Origin of the sequence: Arthrobacter luteolus NBRC 107841 (assembly GCF_001552075.1) — a bacterium.
GTDB classification, from domain to species: Bacteria; Actinomycetota; Actinomycetes; order Actinomycetales; family Micrococcaceae; genus Arthrobacter_B; species Arthrobacter_B luteolus.
Map to the genome: position 1 here is coordinate 1 of NZ_BCQM01000003.1, position 19854 is coordinate 19854.

The 19854-nt window shown below is 67.8% G+C and carries 19 protein-coding genes; 5 read left to right on the plus strand and 14 right to left on the minus strand.

Annotated features, from left to right (window positions below):
* The 3 genes from AL3_RS06810 to AL3_RS18330 form a co-directional block, all read right to left on the minus strand.
* Nucleotides 1-250: alcohol dehydrogenase catalytic domain-containing protein (locus tag AL3_RS06810; protein ID WP_157075243.1), on the minus strand; the 250-nt coding region annotated here is incomplete at its 3' end.
* A complete protein-coding gene (locus tag AL3_RS06815; protein ID WP_066298518.1) occupies nt 247-1740 on the minus strand; it encodes a cytosine permease in 1494 nt (497 codons plus the stop codon). The genes AL3_RS06810 and AL3_RS06815, both read right to left, overlap by 4 nt.
* Nucleotides 1737-1907 carry a hypothetical protein gene (locus AL3_RS18330; protein WP_157075244.1) on the minus strand — a complete coding sequence of 57 codons (171 nt, stop codon included), beginning with the start codon at nt 1905-1907 and terminating at the stop codon, nt 1737-1739. The genes AL3_RS06815 and AL3_RS18330 overlap by 4 nt, the downstream gene beginning before the upstream one ends.
* Before the next feature lie 143 nt (nt 1908-2050).
* Between AL3_RS18330 and AL3_RS06820 the strand changes: the two genes are divergently transcribed.
* The 4 genes from AL3_RS06820 (at nt 2051) to AL3_RS06835 (ending at nt 6731) form a co-directional block, all read left to right on the plus strand.
* Complete coding sequence (locus tag AL3_RS06820) at nt 2051-2848, plus strand: nitrilase-related carbon-nitrogen hydrolase (RefSeq protein ID WP_066298520.1); 798 nt, start codon at nt 2051-2053, stop codon at nt 2846-2848.
* A 739-nt stretch (nt 2849-3587) separates the two neighbouring features.
* Entirely contained in the window at nt 3588-4043 is a 456-nt protein-coding gene (locus tag AL3_RS06825) for a DUF3817 domain-containing protein (protein ID WP_066298522.1), read from the plus strand.
* Nucleotides 4044-4054: 11 nt separating this feature from the next.
* Nucleotides 4055-5137 carry an AraC-like ligand-binding domain-containing protein gene (locus AL3_RS06830; RefSeq protein ID WP_066298524.1) on the plus strand — a complete coding sequence of 361 codons (1083 nt, stop codon included), beginning with the start codon at nt 4055-4057 and terminating at the stop codon, nt 5135-5137.
* Nucleotides 5138-5351: 214 nt separating this feature from the next.
* A complete protein-coding gene (locus tag AL3_RS06835; protein ID WP_066298525.1) occupies nt 5352-6731 on the plus strand; it encodes an amidase family protein in 1380 nt (459 codons plus the stop codon).
* Between the two features lie 38 nt (nt 6732-6769).
* Here the strand turns inward: AL3_RS06835 and AL3_RS06840 are convergent, their stop codons facing one another.
* From AL3_RS06840 to AL3_RS06850, 3 genes are all read right to left on the minus strand, one after another.
* Nucleotides 6770-7624 carry an SDR family oxidoreductase gene (locus tag AL3_RS06840; protein WP_066298526.1) on the minus strand — a complete coding sequence of 285 codons (855 nt, stop codon included), beginning with the start codon at nt 7622-7624 and terminating at the stop codon, nt 6770-6772.
* 268 nt (nt 7625-7892) lie between these two features.
* Nucleotides 7893-8594, minus strand: coding sequence for a type 1 glutamine amidotransferase domain-containing protein (locus AL3_RS06845; protein ID WP_066298528.1), 702 nt, complete (start codon nt 8592-8594; stop codon nt 7893-7895).
* Nucleotides 8595-8678: 84 nt separating this feature from the next.
* A complete protein-coding gene (locus tag AL3_RS06850) occupies nt 8679-9563 on the minus strand; it encodes an aldo/keto reductase (protein WP_246168721.1) in 885 nt (294 codons plus the stop codon).
* A 122-nt stretch (nt 9564-9685) separates the two neighbouring features.
* On the opposite strand from AL3_RS06850, the gene AL3_RS06855 reads away from it, so the two are divergent.
* The gene (locus AL3_RS06855) at nt 9686-10060 is read left to right on the plus strand and encodes a VOC family protein (protein ID WP_066298529.1); all 375 of its coding nucleotides are present in this window, start codon (nt 9686-9688) and stop codon (nt 10058-10060) included.
* Here AL3_RS06855 and AL3_RS06860 read toward each other — a convergent pair.
* The 8 genes from AL3_RS06860 to AL3_RS06895 form a co-directional block, all read right to left on the minus strand.
* Nucleotides 10050-10817: a glucosamine-6-phosphate deaminase gene (locus AL3_RS06860; protein ID WP_083521584.1), complete on the minus strand. Its 768-nt coding sequence runs from the start codon at nt 10815-10817 to the stop codon at nt 10050-10052. The genes AL3_RS06855 and AL3_RS06860 overlap by 11 nt on opposite strands.
* A gap of 2 nt (nt 10818-10819) precedes the next feature.
* On the minus strand, nt 10820-11899 hold the full coding sequence (locus tag AL3_RS06865) for an amidohydrolase family protein (protein ID WP_205054174.1): 1080 nt from the start codon (nt 11897-11899) through the stop codon (nt 10820-10822).
* A gap of 10 nt (nt 11900-11909) precedes the next feature.
* Nucleotides 11910-12845, minus strand: a complete 936-nt coding sequence (locus AL3_RS06870) for a carbohydrate kinase family protein (RefSeq protein ID WP_066298530.1) — start codon at nt 12843-12845, stop codon at nt 11910-11912.
* Complete coding sequence (locus AL3_RS06875) at nt 12842-14332, minus strand: lyase family protein (protein WP_066298534.1); 1491 nt, start codon at nt 14330-14332, stop codon at nt 12842-12844. Before AL3_RS06875 ends, AL3_RS06870 begins: the two co-directional genes overlap by 4 nt.
* 2 nt (nt 14333-14334) lie before the next feature.
* Entirely contained in the window at nt 14335-16167 is a 1833-nt protein-coding gene (locus AL3_RS06880; RefSeq protein ID WP_246168722.1) for an ABC transporter permease, read from the minus strand.
* Nucleotides 16164-17258, minus strand: a complete 1095-nt coding sequence (locus AL3_RS06885; protein WP_066298536.1) for an ABC transporter ATP-binding protein — start codon at nt 17256-17258, stop codon at nt 16164-16166. The genes AL3_RS06880 and AL3_RS06885 overlap by 4 nt, the downstream gene beginning before the upstream one ends.
* Nucleotides 17259-17336: 78 nt before the next feature.
* The gene (locus tag AL3_RS06890) at nt 17337-18410 is read right to left on the minus strand and encodes an extracellular solute-binding protein (RefSeq protein WP_151724079.1); all 1074 of its coding nucleotides are present in this window, start codon (nt 18408-18410) and stop codon (nt 17337-17339) included.
* 67 nt (nt 18411-18477) lie between these two features.
* The gene (locus tag AL3_RS06895) at nt 18478-19683 is read right to left on the minus strand and encodes an ROK family transcriptional regulator (RefSeq protein WP_083521529.1); all 1206 of its coding nucleotides are present in this window, start codon (nt 19681-19683) and stop codon (nt 18478-18480) included.
* Nucleotides 19684-19854 lie beyond the last annotated feature (171 nt).

Consider the following 19854-nt stretch of genomic DNA (forward strand, 5'->3'; position numbering starts at 1 on the left):
CGGCAACGTCCTCGACACCTTCGCCGATGGCTTCCACGGTGCCCGCACCCTCGTGGCCCATCACGGTGGGGGAGGGCAGCTGCCAGTCGCCGTCGAGCACATGGCGGTCGGAGCCGCAGACGCCGGAGGCGCCAAGGCGGACAAGGACCGTGCCCGGGCCGGGCGGGGCAACCTCAATGGTGCGGATGTCCAGGCCCGTGGAGGTGCCGTCGTGGATGGCGGCGCGGGCTTTGCGGGGAGCGGGGTTCATGCGGGATCCTTTACTGCGGTTTTTGCTGCGGTGGTGGCTTGGGAAGCAGATGCTTCCGGTACGTCCCGGAAACCGCCCATGTTCCGCCACTTATAGGCCAGCGACGCGAGCAGGTAGTAGACGGCGCCGGCGAGCAGGGCCGCCGGTAGGGACGCGGTGGTGTAGCTGAAGACCGGAAGGGTCTCCAGCGTGACCGGGTTGTAGATGCTGAGGTAGAACGCGGCACCGGCGGCGACGGCGGCCAGGCCGGCCCAGTTCAGCCCGCCGGAGAAGTGATAACGGCTCGCGGCACCGGGCTTGAAGATGTCCGGCAGGTTGATGTGCTGCCGGCGCAGGATGAAGTAGTCGGCGATGATCGCCCCGCACATGGCGGACAGGAACGCGCCGCTGATGGTCACGAAGACCATGAACTGGTCGTACATAAAACCGGGGAAGAAGGCAAGGATCGCCGGAAGGACAAAGAACCCGGCGCAGAGCAGCGGCCACGGAGCTTTGGCCAGCAGGCTGCCGCTGGCCTGGCGGAGCGCCAGCACGGTCGAGTAGACGATTGACGAGGTGCTGGTGATGTTCGCGAAGGCGATGAACAGCAGGATCGCCGCACCCAGGATCGGCCCGCCGAAGGGCAGCATCCACACCGTCGGATCGGAGTCGCCGAGGGTGAGCGCGGCGCCCATGCCCACGGCCTGGGCAATGATCGTGGCGACGAACAGGCCGCCGAACGCCGGCCAGAGGGCGGCCTTGGGCGACTTGGTCAGCCGGGCCAGGGAGCCCATGACCGGGTACCAGGAAACCCCCACGCCGGCGTTGAATTCCACGGCCAGCATGAAGTTCAGCCGGTCGTCTTCGAAGGGTGCCAGCGGAGAGGCGGTCAGCAGCGCGTCCCAGGAGGTGTTCAGGATCAGGAAGACCATCAGGCCTGCCGTGATGACCACCAGGCCGGGGGCGATGAACTTGTTGAACCGGCCGATCATGACCGGGCCGCGGGAGAGGATCCACCAGGCGGCGGCGATCGCGAGCAGCGCCACTACGGTGACCATGACCGATTCCGGACCGAAGTCCGTGCCGAACGCTTCGTTGGAGACCTGCGTGACCGCCCGGCCCACCATGATGGAAAGCAGTGAGGACCAGCCCATCTCGGTCACCAGGATGACGGTGAACACCAGGATGCCCACGCCAACCAGCCCGAACACGGGCCGCAGCATGGTGTACTGCTCGCCGCCGTGGCGCTGGCTCGACACGACGGAGGCCAGCACCATAAAGGACAGGCCGATCGCGTTGCCGATGACCATCGCGGCCAGGCCCTGCTGGAAACCGACCAGCAGCGCCGTGGATCCGCCGACCAGGAAGGCCCAGGTGGCGATGGCCAGGGAGACGTTCACCCAGGTGAACTCGGCGCCGCTCCAGATGCGTTCGCCCTTGAGGAGGGGGAAAGACCCAAGGGAGGCGCTTCGGGATTCAGCGGGCGCAGCCGTGCGCTTGCCGCCGCTCACAGCACCATCACCAGCAGTCCGACGAGGCAGAGCGCGACGGCGGTGCCCACGTAGGCGGCGAGTTCGCGGGTGGTCAGGGCCCGGCGGGACGGGTCCTGATGTTCATCTTCAGCTATTGTGCGCAGGCGGTCGGCCAGCTCGTCACCGCGCGTCGTTCTCGGGTCCACATGTCTCCTCAGTTCTGAAAACCAATAACCGAATCACATTCGGTTTGGAGATCATGCTTATGCCTATCATGTGAAGAGTCAACGGTTTTTGTGATTGTGACCACCACATGACGTGGCGGCGCATCCGCTGGACAGGAGTGGAAATGGTCCGCATAGCAGTGCTGCAGGCAGGCGCGGAGTTGAATGATCCGGCCGCGAACCTGGCGTTGATCCGTCGCTTTACGGCCCAGGCGGCCGACGCCGGCGCGCACCTGATTCTGACGCCGGAACTTTTTGCCACCGGTTATGCCCCCGCCCGGGTCCGCCAGTCCGACGGCGCCGCGATCCGGACGGAGCTGGCGGGGATCGCACGCGGGGCGGGCATCGGCGTCGTCGCCTCCACCGTGGAGGACGACGGCGGCACCGGGTACATTTCCGCCTCGCTGTTCGACGGCTCCGGCACGGAGCTGCTCCGCTACCGCAAGGCCCACCTGTTCGGGGACGAGGAACGCGGTTCCTTCGCTCCGGGTGATGGCGTGCCGCAGGTGGCGGAATTCCAGGGCCTGCGGATTGCCCTGGGAATCTGTTACGACATCGAGTTCCCGGAGTACGCCCGCTGCGCCGCCCGGGCGGGTGCTGATCTGCTGTGCATTCCCACCGCCGTGCCGGCCACCGGCGACGTCGGGGGGACGCAGCCGCTGCTCACGTACAACGCGGAACGGATCTCCACACTGCTGGTTCCGGCCCGCGCGCTGGAGAACGGCGTCTACATCGCCTACGCCAACCACACTGCACCGGACTTCACCGGCGCCAGTGTGATCGCCTCGCCGTACGGCACGCTGCTGGCGGCCGCCGGTGCGGAGGAGGACCTTCTGTTCGCCGACATCGAGGCCGGCGAGGTGCAGCGGGCCCGGGAAATCAACACCTACGAACACGATGCCCGGCCGGGACTCTACCGGTAGAGCTGGGGGTGGGCCGGGGGCGTGGCCGGTAGCCGGGAGGTGGCTGGGGCGGAACTGGTGCTGGGGCCGGGAGGTGGCTGGAACCGTGTCGCGCCGTCGGGACCCGGTGCTGGGCGATCGCTCTCCGGGTCGGATGTGGAACCGTCTCGCTGCGTCGGGGTCCGGAGTCAGGGCGCGGGTGGCGTGATTGCCGTTTCCGGGGCTGTTGCTCCGCTTTGGGAAAAATCCGCCGGGTTGTGATTGATTTCGCTCCGCTTTGGGAAAATCCTGCCGAACCGTGTCGTGATTTCGCTCCGGTTTGGGAAAACCCTGCCGGTTTGGGAAATCCCTCCGCTGCGCAGGGGAAGGGAATTCCCAAACTGGTCGATTTCACCCAATACGGAGGGTTTCGGCAGGGATGGCCAGGTCCGAATCCCGCAGGTAGGTCCGAAGCCGGACCTTCGAAGCCTTGAGTTGGGAACCTGGCCCCGGATCTTCGAAGCCCGGATCCGTGATCCTGCAGCCCCCCGAAGCAGGCCCCCCGGACCCCCCGGAGCCCGGACCTTCGAAGCCCTGACCCCGGACCCGCGAAGCCTGACCCCCGGCCCCCCCCGGAGCCTGGAATCTATCCCCCCCCCTGGAGCCCGGCTGGCGGGCCAGCGGGCGGGGCGGCAGCCGGCCAGGAAGGCACCGAGTTGAGCGCTCCCGGCCCATCCTGACATACTGTTGGCAAACCCCCGAGGGAAGGCTCCACACCCAGATGCAACCCCGTACCCTGTTCCGCGCCCTGGCTTTCGCGGAGGCCGTAACCTGGACGCTGCTGATCGCGGCGATGGTGATGAAGTACGGCTTCGGGCAGGACGCCCTGATGGGCCCGGCCGGCGGCACCCACGGCTTTATCTTCCTGTCCTATGCTGCCAGCACGGTCTTTGTCGGCGTGAATCAGAAGTGGAAGTTCGGCACGATCGTGCTGGGCCTCGTCACCGCCGTCATTCCCTACGCCACCATTCCGTTCGAGAAGTCCATGGACAAGCAGGGCAAGCTCGACGGCGGGTGGCGCCTGGCTCCCGGCGGAGACCAGCCCGCCGGCTTCGTGGAGCAGGTGCAGGCCTTCATCCTCCGCCGACCGGTGGTCTCCGTGGTGGGTGTGCTGATCGCGATCGTGGCGGTCTTCTCCGTGCTGCTTTACCTGGGCCCGCCGGTCGACTTCAGCTAAGTTCCACGCGGGTGCATCCTCCAACCTGGTTCTCGGCCCGGACCAGTCCCGCCGACGCCTCGGCTGATCGGTTCCGGGACTGGAGCCGGATCATCGGCCATGCCTTCGGCACACAGCAGGCGCTGCCGTTGAAGGACCCGGAAGGATTCTACGGGCACTTCCGCCACGCCAGCCTTGGTTCCTACGCGTTGTCCACGGTGGTTTCCGGGCCGGAGGAAGTATTCCACTCCGCCGGCAACGCGCCGGAAAGCGAACCGTACTTCCATCTCAACTTTCTCGCTTCGGGCAGCGGCGGGCAGGTACGGCAGGGCGGAACGCAAAGCGCCCTCGAGCCTGGCTCATTCGTGCTGACCGATGCCAACCAGGACTACTCCTTCCGGTTCGACGGACCCATGAAGCTGGTGGTTCTGCATCTGCCCCCGGCCCGGCTCAGGTCTGCCCTTACCGATCCCGGCCAGGCAACCGCCGTCGCCGCCGCAGGGGACACCCCGGAGTCTGCCCCGCTGCGCGCGCTGCTGGACAGCCTGGCCGCGTCCCCGGCCGGAGGAAACACCTCAACACAGTTCCTCGCCAGCGCCGCTGTGGACACAGCCCTGGCCGGGCTGATCCGGGTCCTGGGAACAGAAACAGCAGCAGAAACCACGCGCGAAGCCCACGTGGGCCGCATCAAGGCGCACATTGAGGGCAACCTGTCCGACCCGGCGATGACCCCGTCCTCCATCGCCAAGGCCGTGCATCTGTCCCTCCGGCAGCTCCACAGCGTCTTTGAACCGGAGGGAACCACCGTGGCCAAGTATGTCCTGCAGCGCCGGCTGGACCAGGCTGTGCTGCTCCTGGCTGAGCCACGGCTGCGCAACGTCAGCATCAGCGACATTGGCGGCCGGGTGGGATTCGTGGACGCCTCCCACTTCGGCCGGGCCTTCCGCCGCCAATTCGACGCGGCTCCCGGCTCCTTCCGTGCCGGCCAGTCCCACGCACCCGGCCAGTCCCGCATACCCGGCCAGTCCCGCGCCGGCCAGATCCGCGCCGGCCAGGAGCCCCTGCCCCCGGACCTCGGCACAAACCGCACTGAGGGGCCAGACGGACCGCACTGAATGCACACCGGGATGAGCCGCCGGTCACTAGGATTTCAGCAGGATCGATGCCGAAGCCGTGTCCGGGCCTGGACTGGATTGGCCCGGAGCGGCCTGGACCGGACTGGATTGGCCCGGGCCTGCCCGGACTGGATTGGACCCGCCTGGATTGGAACAGCCGGCGTCGATGCCTGCCCCCAACACCGGGGGATAAGGACCGGAAAGAGAATGGCTTATGAAAAACGGCTTCAGCACCCCCTCCATCTCCGCGGCGCGGACGGCCATCGATGCCGGTGAAACGTCAGCGGAGGAGTATGCGGACAAGGTCCTGTCGGCCATCGCCGGCGCCAACCGCGGCGCGCTGGTAGCGGTCCGGGATACGGCAGCTCCGCTGGCCGTTCAGCCGGATCATGAGCCCGGTCCGCTGCAGGGCATTCCAATTGTCGTCAAAGACAACATCCACGTGGCGCACCTGCCCAATACCGCCTGCACACCTGCCCTGGCTGGATTTGTTCCCGACGCCGATGCCCCGGTTGCTGCGCGCCTGCGGTCCGCGGGGGCCGGCCTTGTTGCCAAAGCCGGCATGCATGAACTCTCGCTGGGCGTGACCGGCATCGGGCACGGATTCGGTACGGTGCGCAATGCGGTTGATCCCGCTTTGATGGCAGGCGGCAGCAGCTCCGGCGTCGCCGTCGCGGTGGCACTGGGCGCCCCCGCCGGACTCGGGACCGACACCGGCGGCTCGGTCCGGATTCCTGCCTCACTGAACGGTGTGGTGGGCTTCCGCCCCAGCACCGGCCGCTATCCCAGCGGGGGCATCACCCCGCTCTCGGACACCCGCGACACCCCGGGGCCCATCACTCACAGCGTGGCCGATGCTGCCTTCCTGGATGCGGTCCTGAGCGGTGCGGCTCTGCCCGGTACCGAAACGGAACCGCAGCGGGACGCCGCCGGGCTGATCCTTGGCATTCCGGAGGACCTGGGGCCATTGGACGCCCGCACTGAAGCTGCCTTTGAGCTCGCCGTCCAGGTCCTGGAGACTGCCGGAGCCAAGCTGGTCGCCATCCCCTCCGGACAGCGCGTCGGTGCGGAGGCAACCTTCGGCGGCACTATCCTGATTCCGGAAATCCACCGGCTGCTCACCGCGTACCTGGAGCAGTACCGGCCCGGCCTTTCCCTGGCGGAACTGGCAGCGCAGATCCAGAACCCGCTGGTGCGCGGACTGATGCAGGACCACGTGGTTCCCGAACCCGGCGCCGAGGCCCTGGCAGCACGCCTGGATATGCTGGCGGAAGTATCGGTCCTGCGGGAGCAGGAGGCGGAGCTGTTCCGGGAACACCGGCTGGATGCGGTCATTTTCCCCACTACCCCGGCACCGGCAGCTCCGATTGACCCCGCCGAGACGGTGGAGATTGGCGGCACCAAGGTGTCCAGCTTCGACACCTACACCCGGTTCACCGCCTACGGCACGTTCCTGGGTAATCCCGGACTGACGATTCCCCTTCCGGTCGGAGCCGGCAAGCTGCCGGTGGGTCTGGGACTCGACGGTCTTTCCGGAGCGGATGCTCAGCTGCTCGCCGTCGGTGCGGCCGTTGAACGGCTCTTCCAGGCCTAAGCCACCGGCCCGGTGCGGGTGCCGGCGCTGCCGGCACCCTAGGCGTGCCGGACGCCGTCGCCGGCCAGGATGGCCCGGTATCCCTCACGGAAGGTCGGGTAGCTGAACTCGAATCCGGTGCTGCGGAGCCGGGCATTGGAAAGCCGCCGGTTGCCGCCGCGGCTGGCCCGGCGTTCCTCCTGGTCTTCCGGTGCGGGACCCAGCGGTACGTGCAGTTCACCGGCCAGGAATTCCAGCACTTCCGCCAGTTCCACTGGTTGGTTGTCCACACCGAGGTACAGCGGCGCGGGATCGGAAACCGCCGTTGTCAGGTGCACGATCGCGGCCGCGGCGTCGTCGCGGTGGATCCGGTTGGTGAGCTGTCCCTGTCCCGGATCTGTGGTTCCGCTCCGCACCTGGTCGATCAGCCGGGTCCGGCCCGGTCCGTAGATGCCGGCCAGCCGGAGCACGATGGCATCGGGACGGCGGGAATGCAGCAGGTCCTCCGCTTCGCGGATCACTGCCCCGGTTACCGACGCCGGCGCGGTGGGGGAGTCTTCATCCAGCCAGCCGCCGCCGGCGTCCCCGTACACCGCGGTGGAAGAGACGAACAGGATGCGCCCCGGCCGCACGCCGTCGCGCTCCAGGGCATCAAGCACATTCGCCGTGCCGTCCACATAGGCTGCCCGGTAGGCCGCTTCGGTGCGTTCGTCCGCGGCCACAGCAATGACGACGACGTCGGTGTCCCCCGGTACGCGGGGGAGGGCGCCGGAAAGATCGGCAGCCTGGGCTTGGAGAGGAGCGGGGATTTTCTCCGGGGAACGGCGCCAGCCCAGCACGGACAAGCCGGCCGCGGCGAACCGCAGGCCGGCTTCCGTACCAAGGTCGCCGCAGCCGGCAATCAGGACAGTCATGCTCCCAGTCTGCCAGCCCGCCGCGGTCCGCATTCAGTCTGGAGACGTCCGCCCTTGGCCGCCCGACGTCCGAACGGCGGGGAAGGTCCGGCAGCCCAAGCCCGACCCCCGGACGAGTCCGGCAGCCCAGGCCCGCCCCGGACGAGTCCCGACGTCCGAACGGCGGGGGGGGGGGGGAAGGCCCGGCAGCCCGGCCCGCCCCCGGACGAGTCCGGCAGCCCAGGCCCGCCCCCCGGATGAGCCCGGCAGCCCAAGCCCCTAACCCGGACTAGCCCGGAAGCGAGGCAGCAACCTGCCGGGCCACGTCCACACTCGACTGCGGGTTCTGGCCGGAAATGAGGTTTCCATCCGTCACGACGAAGCTCTCCCAGGCCGGCCCGGCTTCCACGATGGCGCCCTTGTCCCGCAGGGCATCAGCAACAAACCACGGCGTGTTGTCACCCGTGCCGCCGCCCAGCTCCTCCTCATTGGTGAACACCGCCATCCGGCGGCCGGAGAACGCGAACCCGCCTTCGGTGGTTTCGGCGCTGAGCAGCGCCGCGGGCCCATGGCAGAACGGTGCGATCAGCAGGCCGGCGTCGTTGGCCGCAATCAGGATCCGGCCCATGTCCCAGTCGGTGGCCAGATCCGCCATGGGGCCGTGGCCGCCCGGGATGACGACGGCGTCGTACTCCAGCGGAACCACATCGGCCAGCGGCAGCGGCGCGGCCAGCTCCGGACGCAGCTCCTCCAAATAGGCCCGCAGACTTTCGGCCTTTTCTTCGCCTCCGGCCTGCTCCGGTGCCAGGCTGACCTGGTCAACCGTGGGTGCCTTGCCGCCGGGCGTGGCGAAGGTGATCCGGTGACCGGCTTCGAGGAGGGTGCGGTGGGCTTCCACGAGTTCCTCGGCCCAGAATCCGGTGGGGTGCTTGGAACCGTCCTTCATGGTCAGCGAATCGGCGGCGGAAACGATCATCAGGATGTTGTTCATGGGTAATCCTTCCGGGGGCGTGCGTGTGTGGGGGGATGTGGGGATCAGCGATGGAGGTCTCAGGAATCGTCGGGGGAGGCGATCCTAACCGGCGGCGGCGTCGATCTCCGCGAAGGTCCCGGCATCCAGGGTCAGGTTGCCGGCACCCAGGTTCTCCTCCAGATGGGCAACCGAACCGGTGCCGGGAATCGGCATCATCACGGGCGAACGCTGCAGCAGCCACGCCAGGGCAACCTGGGATGTGGTGGCACCCAGCTTCTTCGCAGCGGCATCAAGGACGCCGCCGGGCTGGGCGAGTTCCCCCGCGGAAATCGGTGCCCACGGGATAAATCCAATGCCGTTGGCCGCCGCGTAGTCAAGAACGTCCTCGGACGAGCGGTCGGTGAGGTTGTAGCGGTTCTGCACGGTGGAGACGGTGAAGTACTTCTCCGCCGTCTTCAGCTGCTCCACACTGACCTGGGAGAGGCCCAGGGCCTTCACCTTGCCCTCCTGCTGGAGGTCCCGCAGCACCGCGAACTGTTCCTCGGCGTCGACAGTGGGATCGATGCGGTGCAGCTGGAACAGATCCAGGGAATCCACCTTGAGCCTGCGCAGGCTCAGCTCCGCCTGCTGGCGGAGGTATTCGGGGCGGCCCAGGGGAATCCACTCATCCGGCCCGGTGCGGACAAACCCGGCCTTCGTGGCGACCCGCACCCCGTCAGGGTAGGGATGGAGGGCTTCGGCAATGATCTCTTCGCTGATGTTCGGGCCGTACGAATCAGCCGTGTCAATGAAGTCAACGCCCAGTTCGACGGCGCGGCGGACCACCTCGACAGCGGTGCCGCGGCTTTCAGGTTCGCCCCAGACGCCTGCCCCGACAATACGCATGGCACCGAATCCGAGCCTGCGGACAGTTCCGAGGTCCTTCAGATCGAGGGTGGCCGGCAGGGTTTGTTCGGTCATTTTGGCTGGTTCAGTCTGCTCAGTCATACCCGGCGCAACCAAATGATCAGCAGGCTTATTCCTAACCGGTGCGGTCAATCCGCTTTTGCGGACTGAACCTGACCGCAGATCCCTTGGAGCGTGCAGCAGCCAGGCCTACGATCGCTGGCATGGACTGGAAAATCGAACTTGTGCCCGTGCCGGTGTCCGACGTCGACGCCGCCAAACACTTCTATGTGAACCAGGTGGGCTTCGCTGACGACTTCGACCAGCGGGTGGACGAGAACCTGCGCTTCGTCCAGCTGACGCCGCCCGGGTCTGCCTGCTCCGTGGTGATCGGGGAAGGCACCACGGACATGGTGCCGGGAAGCCAGCGCATCCAGATGGTGGTGCCGAGTGCCGCTGACGCCCGGCAGCAGCTGCTGAACGCGGGCGTCGAAACCAGCGAAGTCACGCCGCTGGACTGGGGTACGTTCGTGTACTTCAGTGATCCGGACGGCAACCAGTGGTCGCTGCAGGAGCTGCCGGCAATCGCTAAGGAGTAGGAAGCAGATTAGTCCGGCTGAGCAGATCAGCGCTGAGGCCAGCCCCGGCGCCGTCGGCCAGCAGGATGGTCACATCGGGATGCAGCTGCAGGATGGACGCGGGAACCTGCTCGGTCACCGGTCCCTGCAGTGCTGCGGCCAGGGCTTCGGCCTTGGCCGCGCCGCTGGCCAGCAATACCAGTGAACGCGCCGCACGGATGGTCCCCAGCCCCTGGGTCAGTGCCTGGGTGGGAACATCCTCCAGGGAGGAGAAGAACCGGGCGTTGGCCTGGCGGGTGCTCTCAGCGAGCTGGACAACCCGGGTGCGGGAGTCCAAGGGCGAGCCGGGTTCGTTGAAGGCAAGGTGCCCGTTGTTCCCGATCCCCAGGATCTGCACGTCCACTCCGCCGGCGGCGGAAATCGCGGCCTCATAGTCAGGGGCGGCCCGTTCCGGATCGGCAGCCGATCCATCCGGCACTGCCACCTGGCCGGCGTCGAGCCCCAGGGGCTCAACAACCTCCCGGCGGACCACTTCCGCATAGCTTTCGGGATGTCCCGGCGGCAGGCCCAGGTACTCGTCCAGGGCGAAGGCGCGCAGCGGCGGCAGGTCGTCCCGGCGTTGGGCCAGTGCCCGGTACAGGGACAGGGGGGAGGACCCGGTTGCCACTCCCAGCACCGGCAGGGCCCCCGGAAGGTGCGCTTTTCGAAGCCGGGACAGCACGGCGTCGGCAGCTGCCCCGCCCAGTTCGTCCAGGGTGGCAGCCAGATGAATCCGCAGGGTCACGCCGTTCTCTCCTTTTCCAGAATGCCATTGTTGAGGGCACCGTTGTTCAGGATACCCAGCGCACGGGCCAGTTCAGGATCGGCCGGGCTCCAGCCGGCAATATCCAGCAGCGCGGCAGCGTTGGCGCCGAAGATTTTCTGCACGTCCACGGGCGGCATACCCATCTCCCAGCAGATCCTCAGCTGGTCCACCAGGTACCGCCGCGCGTAGCCGCGGGGGAACCAGGAGGAATCCGTGCCGAAAATGATCCGGTCCGGGCCATGGGTTTCGTAGAACCGCCGGAAGACGTCCTCCAGGGTCAGCTTCTGCGCCATAAACCGCACCCACTGGTTGGAACCGGAGGTATCCACCAGGACGTTCGGGCAGGCCCACATCAGGAACAACACCTGCTGGACGTGCTGGATTCCGAAGTGGGGAATCACAAAAGTCACATCGGGATGCCGTTTGGCCACCGTTTCCAGCCACGCCGGTTCGATCATGGCGTTGTGCGCTATTCCGCCGGCAGATCCGCAGTGACCGAAGTGGATGAGGACCGGCACCTGGTGCTTGGCGGCGACCCGCCACACCGGATCGGCCCCCGGATCGTCGATGCGGGCGGACATCAGCGGAGCGAACAGCTTCAGTCCGCGCAGCCCGTGTTCCGTGACTGCCCGGTCGAAATCTGCTGCAGCGCCTGGCGCAAAGGGGTCAGCCATGGCAGCCATGCCCAGGAACCGCCCGTTGCCGCGGGCGGTCAGCCGGCCCATCGCCTCATCGCCGCCGGCAGTGACGAAGGCGGCGTACTCAACGTGGTGGTGGTCCAGCTCGTCCTGCCAGCGGTCGGCCTCCGCTTCCCAGCCCTGGTCCGCTTCAGCCGGTTCCGGATCGGCGAAGTCCCAGCTGCGCCGCCACGCGGCGGACATTCCGGCCACTTTGGCGGCCCGCCGGGCTGCTGCCGGGGAGGCGGCTTCGCAGGCGAACTGCCCGCCGGACAGGGCACGGGTCAGCGGGTCCTGGGGCATCCGGAAATGCAGGTGAAAGTCGACAATGGAGATGCCCTGGACCACGGGACGGTTCCCGATCCTGGAAACGTGCATAACTACCTTCCTAGAGCGGCAAAGCCTCGGCCAGCTGCACTGCGGAACGCTGTTCCGGTGCGGTGGCAACGAGTTCGGTGGCGTAGCGGACGGCGGTCCCGAGTGCCTCTACGGGGGCCGCACCCCGTGCCAGGCAGGTCAGGAACGCAGCGTTGAAACCGTCCCCGGCGCCGGTGCTGTCCACGGGCTCCACCGGCTGGGCGGGTGAATGGCTCCATTCCCCGCTGGGCAGGGCCAGTCCGGCACCGTCCGGTCCGAGTTTCGCCACCACCAGGGTGCCGGTGGCGGCGGCCAGTTCCAGGGCCGCTGCCCGCGGGTCCTCGATGCCCGTCAGCCCGGTGAGCTCGTCCGAGTTGGGCAGGAATACGTCCACGCTGCGCAGCACCCCGCGGACCTCGGCCTGGACGTCACGGGTCCAGCCCTCGGTGGGCCAGCCGGTGTCCAGCACCGTCAGTGCTCCGGCTGCACGGGCGCGGGTGAACAGGCCTTCCAGCGCGGCGCCGCGGAGCTTGGGCAGCAGGAAGTAGCCGGCGAGCACCACGCAGCGGGCCGCCACGGCCTCCTCCGGAACATCGCCGGCGCCGAGCACCGACATGGCGCCGAGGGAGGAGATGAACGCCCGGTCACGCCCGGGTGCCTCGACGGCGACTGTCACACCGCTGGGCAGCTGCGGATCCGTGACCAGCAGCGCCCGCAGGTGCGGCAGATCCAGCTCGGACCGGACCAGGGCGGTGGAGGCATCATTGCCGACCCGGCTGACCAGCGTGGTCGGCTGGCCCAGCCCGGCACACCGCAGGGCGAGGTTTCCGGCGGAGCCGCCCAGCCGGATGCGGATGTCCGGCACCAGCGCTTCCGTGCCGGGCTCCGGCAGGGACGTAACGCCGGAAACCATGATGTCCAGGTTGGTATTGCCGACGACCGTCAGATCGTTCCGGACTGCGCTCACGCCGCGCCCGCCAGCTGCCGGGCACGGCCGAGCAGAAGCGCCAGGGCAGTCTCCAGCCCGGTGCGCAGCTCCGCGAACCGGGTGGCCAGCTCCTGCGCGGCCGCCAGCGCGCCGTCGGCTGTCACCTCGACGGCCTTGGTACCCGGGCTGCCTGCCTGAGTGCGGTCCAGGACGCGTTCCGGCTCCCGGCCGGCCGCGAGCGTCAGGTCTGCCAGCTCGGCACGGATTCCGGCGGCAGCCAGCGCCGCCAGGACCTGTTCCCGGGTCCAGGAGGTCGGGTCGCCTGTCTTGAAGAGGCGGCCGACGACGTCGTGCGCACCGCGCCAGGGCACGCCGGCTACCGCCAGGGCCTCCGCGACCGACGTCGTCGTGGCACCGGAGCGGACGATCTCCGCCAGCTCCGGCAGCCGCTGGACCTCGAACTCGGTGAGCAGGCCGTCGAGCATCCGCACGAACCGCACCACCCGGTCTCCGGCACGCCACAGATGCTTCTGCACATCGGTGGTCGCATTGTTGGAGTCCTCGTACCAGCCTGAGTTGATATTGGCGTAGGTCGCGGACATGTCCGCGGCGGCGGCACCGGCCATGGAGACCATGTGTTCCAGGACCACCGGGTTCTTCTTCTGCGGCATGATCGAGGAGCCCTGGGTGTAGGCGTCGGGGGTGCGGACCCAGCCGAACGTCATCCATTCCAGCAGGACGCGGGAGAACCGGGCGCCGGTGGCGCAGATCCGGGCCTGCGCCGCGGCGAGGCGCATAAAGTGCTCGGCGCCGGCCACGGCTTCATAGCTGGAGGTAAAGGCAGAGTCGAAACCGAGCAGTTCCCGCAGCGTCTCCGGGTTGATCGGCACATCGGTTCCGGCGAACGCCGCGGAGCCCAGCGGGGAGACGTTCAGTTCCGCGTAGATGTCCAGGAGTTCGCGCCCCTGGCTGAGCAGCGCTTCGGAGAGGCCGCCGAGGACGTGGCCGATGGTGGTGGGCTGGGCGGGCCGCCGGTGGGTGAAACCGATGATCAGCTTGTCTGCATGGTCCTTCGCCAGGGCAGCGGCGTCGGCGGCTGCCTGGACCACCAGATCAGCCTGGTCCAGCAGCTGGCGCCGGAGCACCATCCGGAACGCACCGGCGTCGAGGTCGTTGCGGCTGCGGGCCAGCTGGACGTCCAGCTCCGAGGTGGAAATGCCGCAGGCCGCGGCCAGCTGCTGTTCCATGAAGTAGTACGGGTCCTCCACGGAGCCGTCGAAGACATAGTCCTGCTTGCCGTCGCTGATCCGCTCCCAGAGCGTGAGCAGTCCCTTTTCCAGCCGGGCGGAGCGTTCGCGCGGGAGGATGCCCTCGTCGTCGAGCATCCAGACGTGGGCCAGGGACGCCTCCACCATTGGCGGGTAGATGAAGGACGCGGCCTCTTCGAAGGCATCCCGCAGGTGGTTGTCCCAGTACACGGACAGCTCGGGCCGGTCCTGAAGGGCGGGGCGGGGGATGGCGGTCATAACTATTTCACCGGCTTCAAATCGGGGTTTACGGTTTCGGATGCTGGTCGGGTGCCGGGAAGCGGCAGCGGGACTGCGGCGGAAGGGATGGGGCCCACCAGCGGGGTTTCCACAGTGGGACGACGGCGGCGGCGCAGCATCGCGGCGATGCCGCCGCTGCCGGGGTTCTCGAGGCGCTGGGAAATGATCAGCACAATCAGGATCAGCCCCATCTGCAGGGTGCCGTAGGCCGCGGCGGTGCCGAACTCGTTGGAGTAGATCCGGTTGTAGATCTCCACGGACAGGGGTGCGAAGCGCGCGGGGTAGACAACCACCGAGGCCACGTATTCGCCGAAGCCCTGGATGAACGCCATCAGCGCGCCGGCCAGGATGCCGCGGTACATCAGCGGAACGGTCACGGTGCGCAGCACGCGCCACGGTCCGGCGCCCAGGTTACGGGCGGCTTCCTCGACGGACGGATCGATCTGCGCCAGGGCGGCGTTGGCTGACCGGAAGACCAGCGGCAGGAAGCGCACGAAGTAAGCGACGGGCAGGATCCACAGCGAACCGATCAGCACCTGGCCCAGGTTGAACGGCGTGGGGCTGGCGAACGCGGTGACCAGGTTGACGCCCACCACGGTGCCGGGCAGGGCCCACGGAATCATCACCATCACGTCCAGCAGTCCCTTGCCGGGGCCTTTCCACCGGGTGACGACCCAGGAGGCGAGCACACCGACGACGGTGCAGGCAATCATGGCGATGAACGCCATCTGGGAGCTGACCAGGATCGGCCGGAGGGTGGAGGGGTCGGTGAAGATGCGGGCGAAGTTCCCCAGCGTGTACTGGTTCGGTAGGATCTGCACCGTCCAGGAGCCGTCCACGGTGAAGGCCAGCAGCACGATCACGGCGGCGGGCGCCATGAGGATCAGCACCAGCAGGGTGGAACCGAGGCCGGCGCCGAGCCGGGGGAGCGTGCCGTGGATGACCTTGACGGCCTGCGGGGTGCCTTTCGAGGCGCTGCGGTGCACGCGCCGGTTCTGGTACCAGCGCATGGCCAGCAGGAAGAGGATGGAGACGATGGAGAGCACTGTGGACTGGGCCGCCGCCAGCTCGTACGCGCCGGAGGTCCGCGAGGCGACAATCTGCATGGTCAGGGTCTGCACGTTGTAGAACTGCGGCGCGGTGAAGGAAGCCATGGAGACCATAAAGGTCAGCAGCGCGCCGGAGACCAGGGCCGGGGTCAGCATGGGAAGCAGCACGGTGCGCCACATGGTGAACCGGCTGGCGCCGAGGTTCAGGGCTGCTTCTTCCATCGACGCATCGGATCCGGCGAGGCCGGAGGAGACCGCCAAATAGAAATAGGGGTACATGGTCATGGTGTGGACCAGCAGCACGCCGATGACGCCGTTCGCGGAGACCGCACCTGGATCTGCACCGAAGTACTGGGCCAGGAACCGGGGGAGGATGCCGCTTTCCGCGTACAGGAAGTAGAAGGACACCGCGCCGATCAGCGGCGGCAGGGCCATGGGCAGCATCGCGAAGAGCCGCAGTACGTTCCGGCCGGGAAAATCGAAGCGGGTCAGGAGCACGGCCAGCGCGGTGCCGATGACGCCGGTGGTGATCACCGAGACAACGGAGATGCCGACGGACAGGCCCAGGGCCCGGCCGGAGTTCCCGCCGAAGAAACCGCTGTAGTTGTCCACGCCGCCGTCAACGCTGGTCCGGGCCGTGGCGAACATCGGAATAACGATGTACATCAGCAGGATCAGGACCAGCGGAATGGCCAGCCAGTAGATGAACCGGTCGGAGGACGTGGTTCCGCTGCGCATCCGCAGCTTCTGCGCGAGGCCGGTCACGGTGCCACCAGCCAGACCCGGTCCGGGTGCGGCGCCAGGACTACCGGGTCGCCGGGGGAAACCCGGTCCTCGGAATCCGGCACAGAGACCACCAGGTTGTTGCCATTCCAGTCCACTTCATACACGTTGACCGCACCGGTGAACTCCGCGGTGCGGACCGTGCCCTTCAGCTCACCGGCACCGTTGGCGGCGGCCGTGCCCGCGTCCCGGAGTACGGCAAAGGACTCCGGCCGCAGGCTGACCGCTGCCGTGTCCCCGCGGGAAACATCAGCCGACGGAGTGCCGGAAACGCGGGGTGCACGCAGCACGGTGCCGTCCTCCAGCTGGACCTGGACGCTGTCTCCGCCGGCTTCCAGGATGGTGCAGGCCAGGACGTTGGAGCGGCCGATGAAGCGGGCCACGAAGGAGGTGGCCGGGCGGTGGTAGACCTCCCGGGGCGGTGCCACCTGGTGCAGCCGCCCGGATTCAAGGATCGCCACGCGGTCGCTCATGGCCATGGCCTCTGCCTGGTCGTGGGTGACGTAGATGCTGGTGATGCCCGCGGCTTTCTGGGTGCCGCGGATTTCGGCGCGGGTCTCTTCGCGCAGTTTGGCGTCCAGGTTGGAGAGCGGCTCATCGAGCAGCAGCACCGATGGCTGGATCACCAGGGCGCGGGCCAGGGCAACGCGCTGCTGCTGGCCGCCGGAGAGCATGTCGATCCGCCGGTCGGCGTATCCGTTCAGGCCAACCTGCTCCAGTGCGCGGTCCACGCGCTTGGTTTTTTCGGCACGGGAGGTGCGCCGCACGGAGAGTCCATAGCCGACGTTGGCGCGCACGCTCATGTGCGGGAACAGTGCGTAGTTCTGGAACACCATGCCGGTGTCACGGCGGTTCGGTGCCATGTTCGTGACGTCCTTGTCATCGAACAGGATGCGCCCGCGGGTGGGCTGGATGAAGCCGGCAACCATGCGCAAAGTCGTGGATTTACCGCATCCGGAGGGGCCCAGGAGGGTGAAGAACTCGCCGTCTTCAATGGTGAGGTCGAGGTCCGCGACCGATGGGGCTGCGCCCGGATAGCGCTTTTCGATTGATTCGAGAAGGACTCGTGTCATGGCTGCTCTCCGCAGAGGTAGGGGGTGAATAGAGAGGGGAGGGCGGGCGGCGTTTCGCCGCCCGCCCCGGGAGGCGTCTTAGCCCTTGCCCTTGATGTTCTCGGCCCAGTAGCCGATCCATTCGGTTTCGTTCGTGCCGATCCGGTCCCAGTCGACGTCCATTTCCTTCAGGTCGAGCTCGGCCAGCCAGGCGGGCTGCTCGGTCATCGCGATGGAGGGGATCTGGTAGTACGTCTCGGACAGTTCCTTCTGGGTGTCTTCGCTCAGCAGGAATTCCAGGAACGCGTCCGCCGCGTCGGAGGACGGACCGTTCTTGATCTTGGCGACGCCGTCAACCAGCATCGGTGCACCGGATTCCGGGACCACCGGGGTGTAGGGAGCGTTCTGGCCATCGATCTGCAGCATGACATCCTGCAGGTTCCACGCGCTGGCGGCTGCTTCCTGGCGGGTGACGCGCAGGTACAGGTCCGTCGGATTCGCGGCGTAGACCTTGGTGTTGGCGTCCAGCTGGCGCAGCCACTCGTAGCCGGCTTCCGGGGAACCGGACTCGTCGTACTTGCGGTCGATCATGGCCGAGTAGATGCTGCGCATGGTGCCGGAGGCCTCCACGTCGCGGATGGCGATCTTGTCTGCCATTTCCGGGGCAATCAGGTCGTCCCAGTCGGTGGGTGCCTGGTCGGCGGTGAGCATGTCGTGGTTGTAGAAGATCACCTCGGCCAGCTGCATTTCACCCACCCAGAGTCCGGCCGGATCGCGGAGCTCTTCCGGCACGGCGTCGACGACGGCGTCGGGGGCCGGGGCCAGGATGTCGTCTCCAGCGGCCTGCTTCATCTGCTGGCCGGTGCCGCCCCACCAGATGTCGCCCTGCGGGTTGGCCTTCTCGGCGCGGATACGTTCCAGTGCTTCCTGCGCGCCGAGGGTCAGGATTTCGACCTTGCCGGCGTACTCCGGGTTCGCTTCCTCGAAGTCGGCTACGACTGCTTCGGCCAATCCCTTGTCACGGGCGGTGTAAATGGTGAGGGTTCCGCCTTCGGAACCTTCAGCGCCGCCCGACGGCGATTCGTCCAGTCCACAGGACGAGAGCGCAAGCGCCAGGGCGAGTCCGCCGGCAACGGTGACGAGCGGGCCGCGGATTTTGCGGTTCAGAGCCATGTACTTCTCCTTGGTTGTGTAGTGCTGGTGGGTTGTGTAGTGCTGGTGCGGTGGAAAACGGGTGGGATCACCCGGCGGGGGTGATCAGGCTGGCGGGGTCCTCCAGGACGCGGGCGACGGCGCCGAAAAGGACGGCTTCGACGCCCAGGGAAGCGAAGGTGACCTCCGGTGCGGCCGGCGCTGCGGACCGGATCCGGTCAGCCAGCCCGGTGCGGGCGTCGTCGTCCAGGCCGATGGCATCACCGGAGAACAGGACCAGTGCCGGGTTCAGGACGCACGCGCAGACGACGGCAGCCCAGGCCCAGGCATCCAGCACCTCGGTCCGCAGTGCGGCGGCGGCGGGTTCGCTGCAGAGCCGGGGGATCACGTTGGCCTCGCTGACATCCAGGCCGGCGGTCCGTGCTGCGGCGGCAATGGCCGGGGTGCTCCAGCGTTCCTCGAAGCTGCCGCGGTTTCCGTGCGGCAGCGGGGTGAGGCCGATGGGGAGGAATCCGACTTCGCCCGCGGAGCGGGTGGAGCCGTGCAGCAGGCGCCCGCCGCTGAGGATGGTGGCGCCGATTCCCTCCGCGATGTGGATCAGGACCAGATCATCGACGCCGGCCGCGGCTCCGGCGCTGCGCTCGCCGAGGGCGATGAGGTTTACGTCGTTCTCCACGGTGACCGGTAGTCCGGTCCGCCGGGCCAGGGCCTGGGCCAGCTGGGGATCTCCGGCGGCGGCGAAGGCGGGCGCCAGGCTCACGGTGCCGTCCGCGGCGACCACACCGGGCAGCGCGAGGATCAGCCGGGAGGGGCGGTGGCCGGTAGGTTCACCGAGACCGGCCACGGCGAGGGCAGTGGCGCTGACCGGATCTGCCGGATCGAAGGGGGCGTCCTGGGTGGCCAGCACCCGGGCGTCGAGGTCAATGAGGCTGGCCCGGATGCGGCCACCGCTGACTTCGGCGACGATCAGCGCGATGGCCGTGCGGTCGAGTTCGACCAGCGTGCGGCGCCGTCCGCCGGTTGATTCCCGGTGCCCGACCTCGTGGAGGTAGCCCATGCCCTGGAGTTCCTGGACGATGCCGGTGACGGTGGAAGGGCTGTAGCCGGTGACTGCCGCGAGGTCCGTCCGGGAGATCGGGCCGGTGCTGAGCAGGGCTCCCATCACGGATTCCACCCGGATCCGGCGCAGTTCGCTGCGTCCGGTAGGCGCACTGTTCTGAGCTGCACTGCTCTGGGCTGCGCCGAACTGGGCTGCGCCGTACTGAGCAGCACTGCTCTGTGAGGTGGATGACATTCTTACTTTATACGGTGAAGAAAGTAAGAATGCAAGGAAAAGTTTTGCCGGACGGGCAGGTGTGGGTGCGGCAAGGGCCCGTTATGGCAGGGCCGATCCGCGCTGATCTGCGCTCATCCACGGTGATACGGCGGCGGCGGCGGGCGGTCCTGGTCCAGGCCAGTCCCCGGG

What these genes read in the sequence shown, in the direction of transcription:
- AL3_RS06820 (WP_066298520.1), top strand. Translation starts at nt 2,051, where the DNA reads ATGGTCCGCATAGCAGTGCTGCAGGCAGGCGCGGAGTTGAATGATCCG.
- AL3_RS06825 (WP_066298522.1), top strand. Translation starts at nt 3,588, where the DNA reads ATGCAACCCCGTACCCTGTTCCGCGCCCTGGCTTTCGCGGAGGCCGTA.
- AL3_RS06835 (WP_066298525.1), top strand. Translation starts at nt 5,352, where the DNA reads ATGAAAAACGGCTTCAGCACCCCCTCCATCTCCGCGGCGCGGACGGCC.
- AL3_RS06840 (WP_066298526.1), bottom strand. Translation starts at nt 7,624, where the DNA reads ATGACTGTCCTGATTGCCGGCTGCGGCGACCTTGGTACGGAAGCCGGC.
- AL3_RS06845 (WP_066298528.1), bottom strand. Translation starts at nt 8,594, where the DNA reads ATGAACAACATCCTGATGATCGTTTCCGCCGCCGATTCGCTGACCATG.
- AL3_RS06850 (WP_246168721.1), bottom strand. Translation starts at nt 9,563, where the DNA reads ATGACTGAGCAGACTGAACCAGCCAAAATGACCGAACAAACCCTGCCG.
- AL3_RS06855 (WP_066298529.1), top strand. Translation starts at nt 9,686, where the DNA reads ATGGACTGGAAAATCGAACTTGTGCCCGTGCCGGTGTCCGACGTCGAC.
- AL3_RS06865 (WP_205054174.1), bottom strand. Translation starts at nt 11,899, where the DNA reads ATGCACGTTTCCAGGATCGGGAACCGTCCCGTGGTCCAGGGCATCTCC.
- AL3_RS06875 (WP_066298534.1), bottom strand. Translation starts at nt 14,332, where the DNA reads ATGACCGCCATCCCCCGCCCCGCCCTTCAGGACCGGCCCGAGCTGTCC.
- AL3_RS06885 (WP_066298536.1), bottom strand. Translation starts at nt 17,258, where the DNA reads ATGACACGAGTCCTTCTCGAATCAATCGAAAAGCGCTATCCGGGCGCA.
- AL3_RS06890 (WP_151724079.1), bottom strand. Translation starts at nt 18,410, where the DNA reads ATGGCTCTGAACCGCAAAATCCGCGGCCCGCTCGTCACCGTTGCCGGC.
- AL3_RS06895 (WP_083521529.1), bottom strand. Translation starts at nt 19,683, where the DNA reads ATGTCATCCACCTCACAGAGCAGTGCTGCTCAGTACGGCGCAGCCCAG.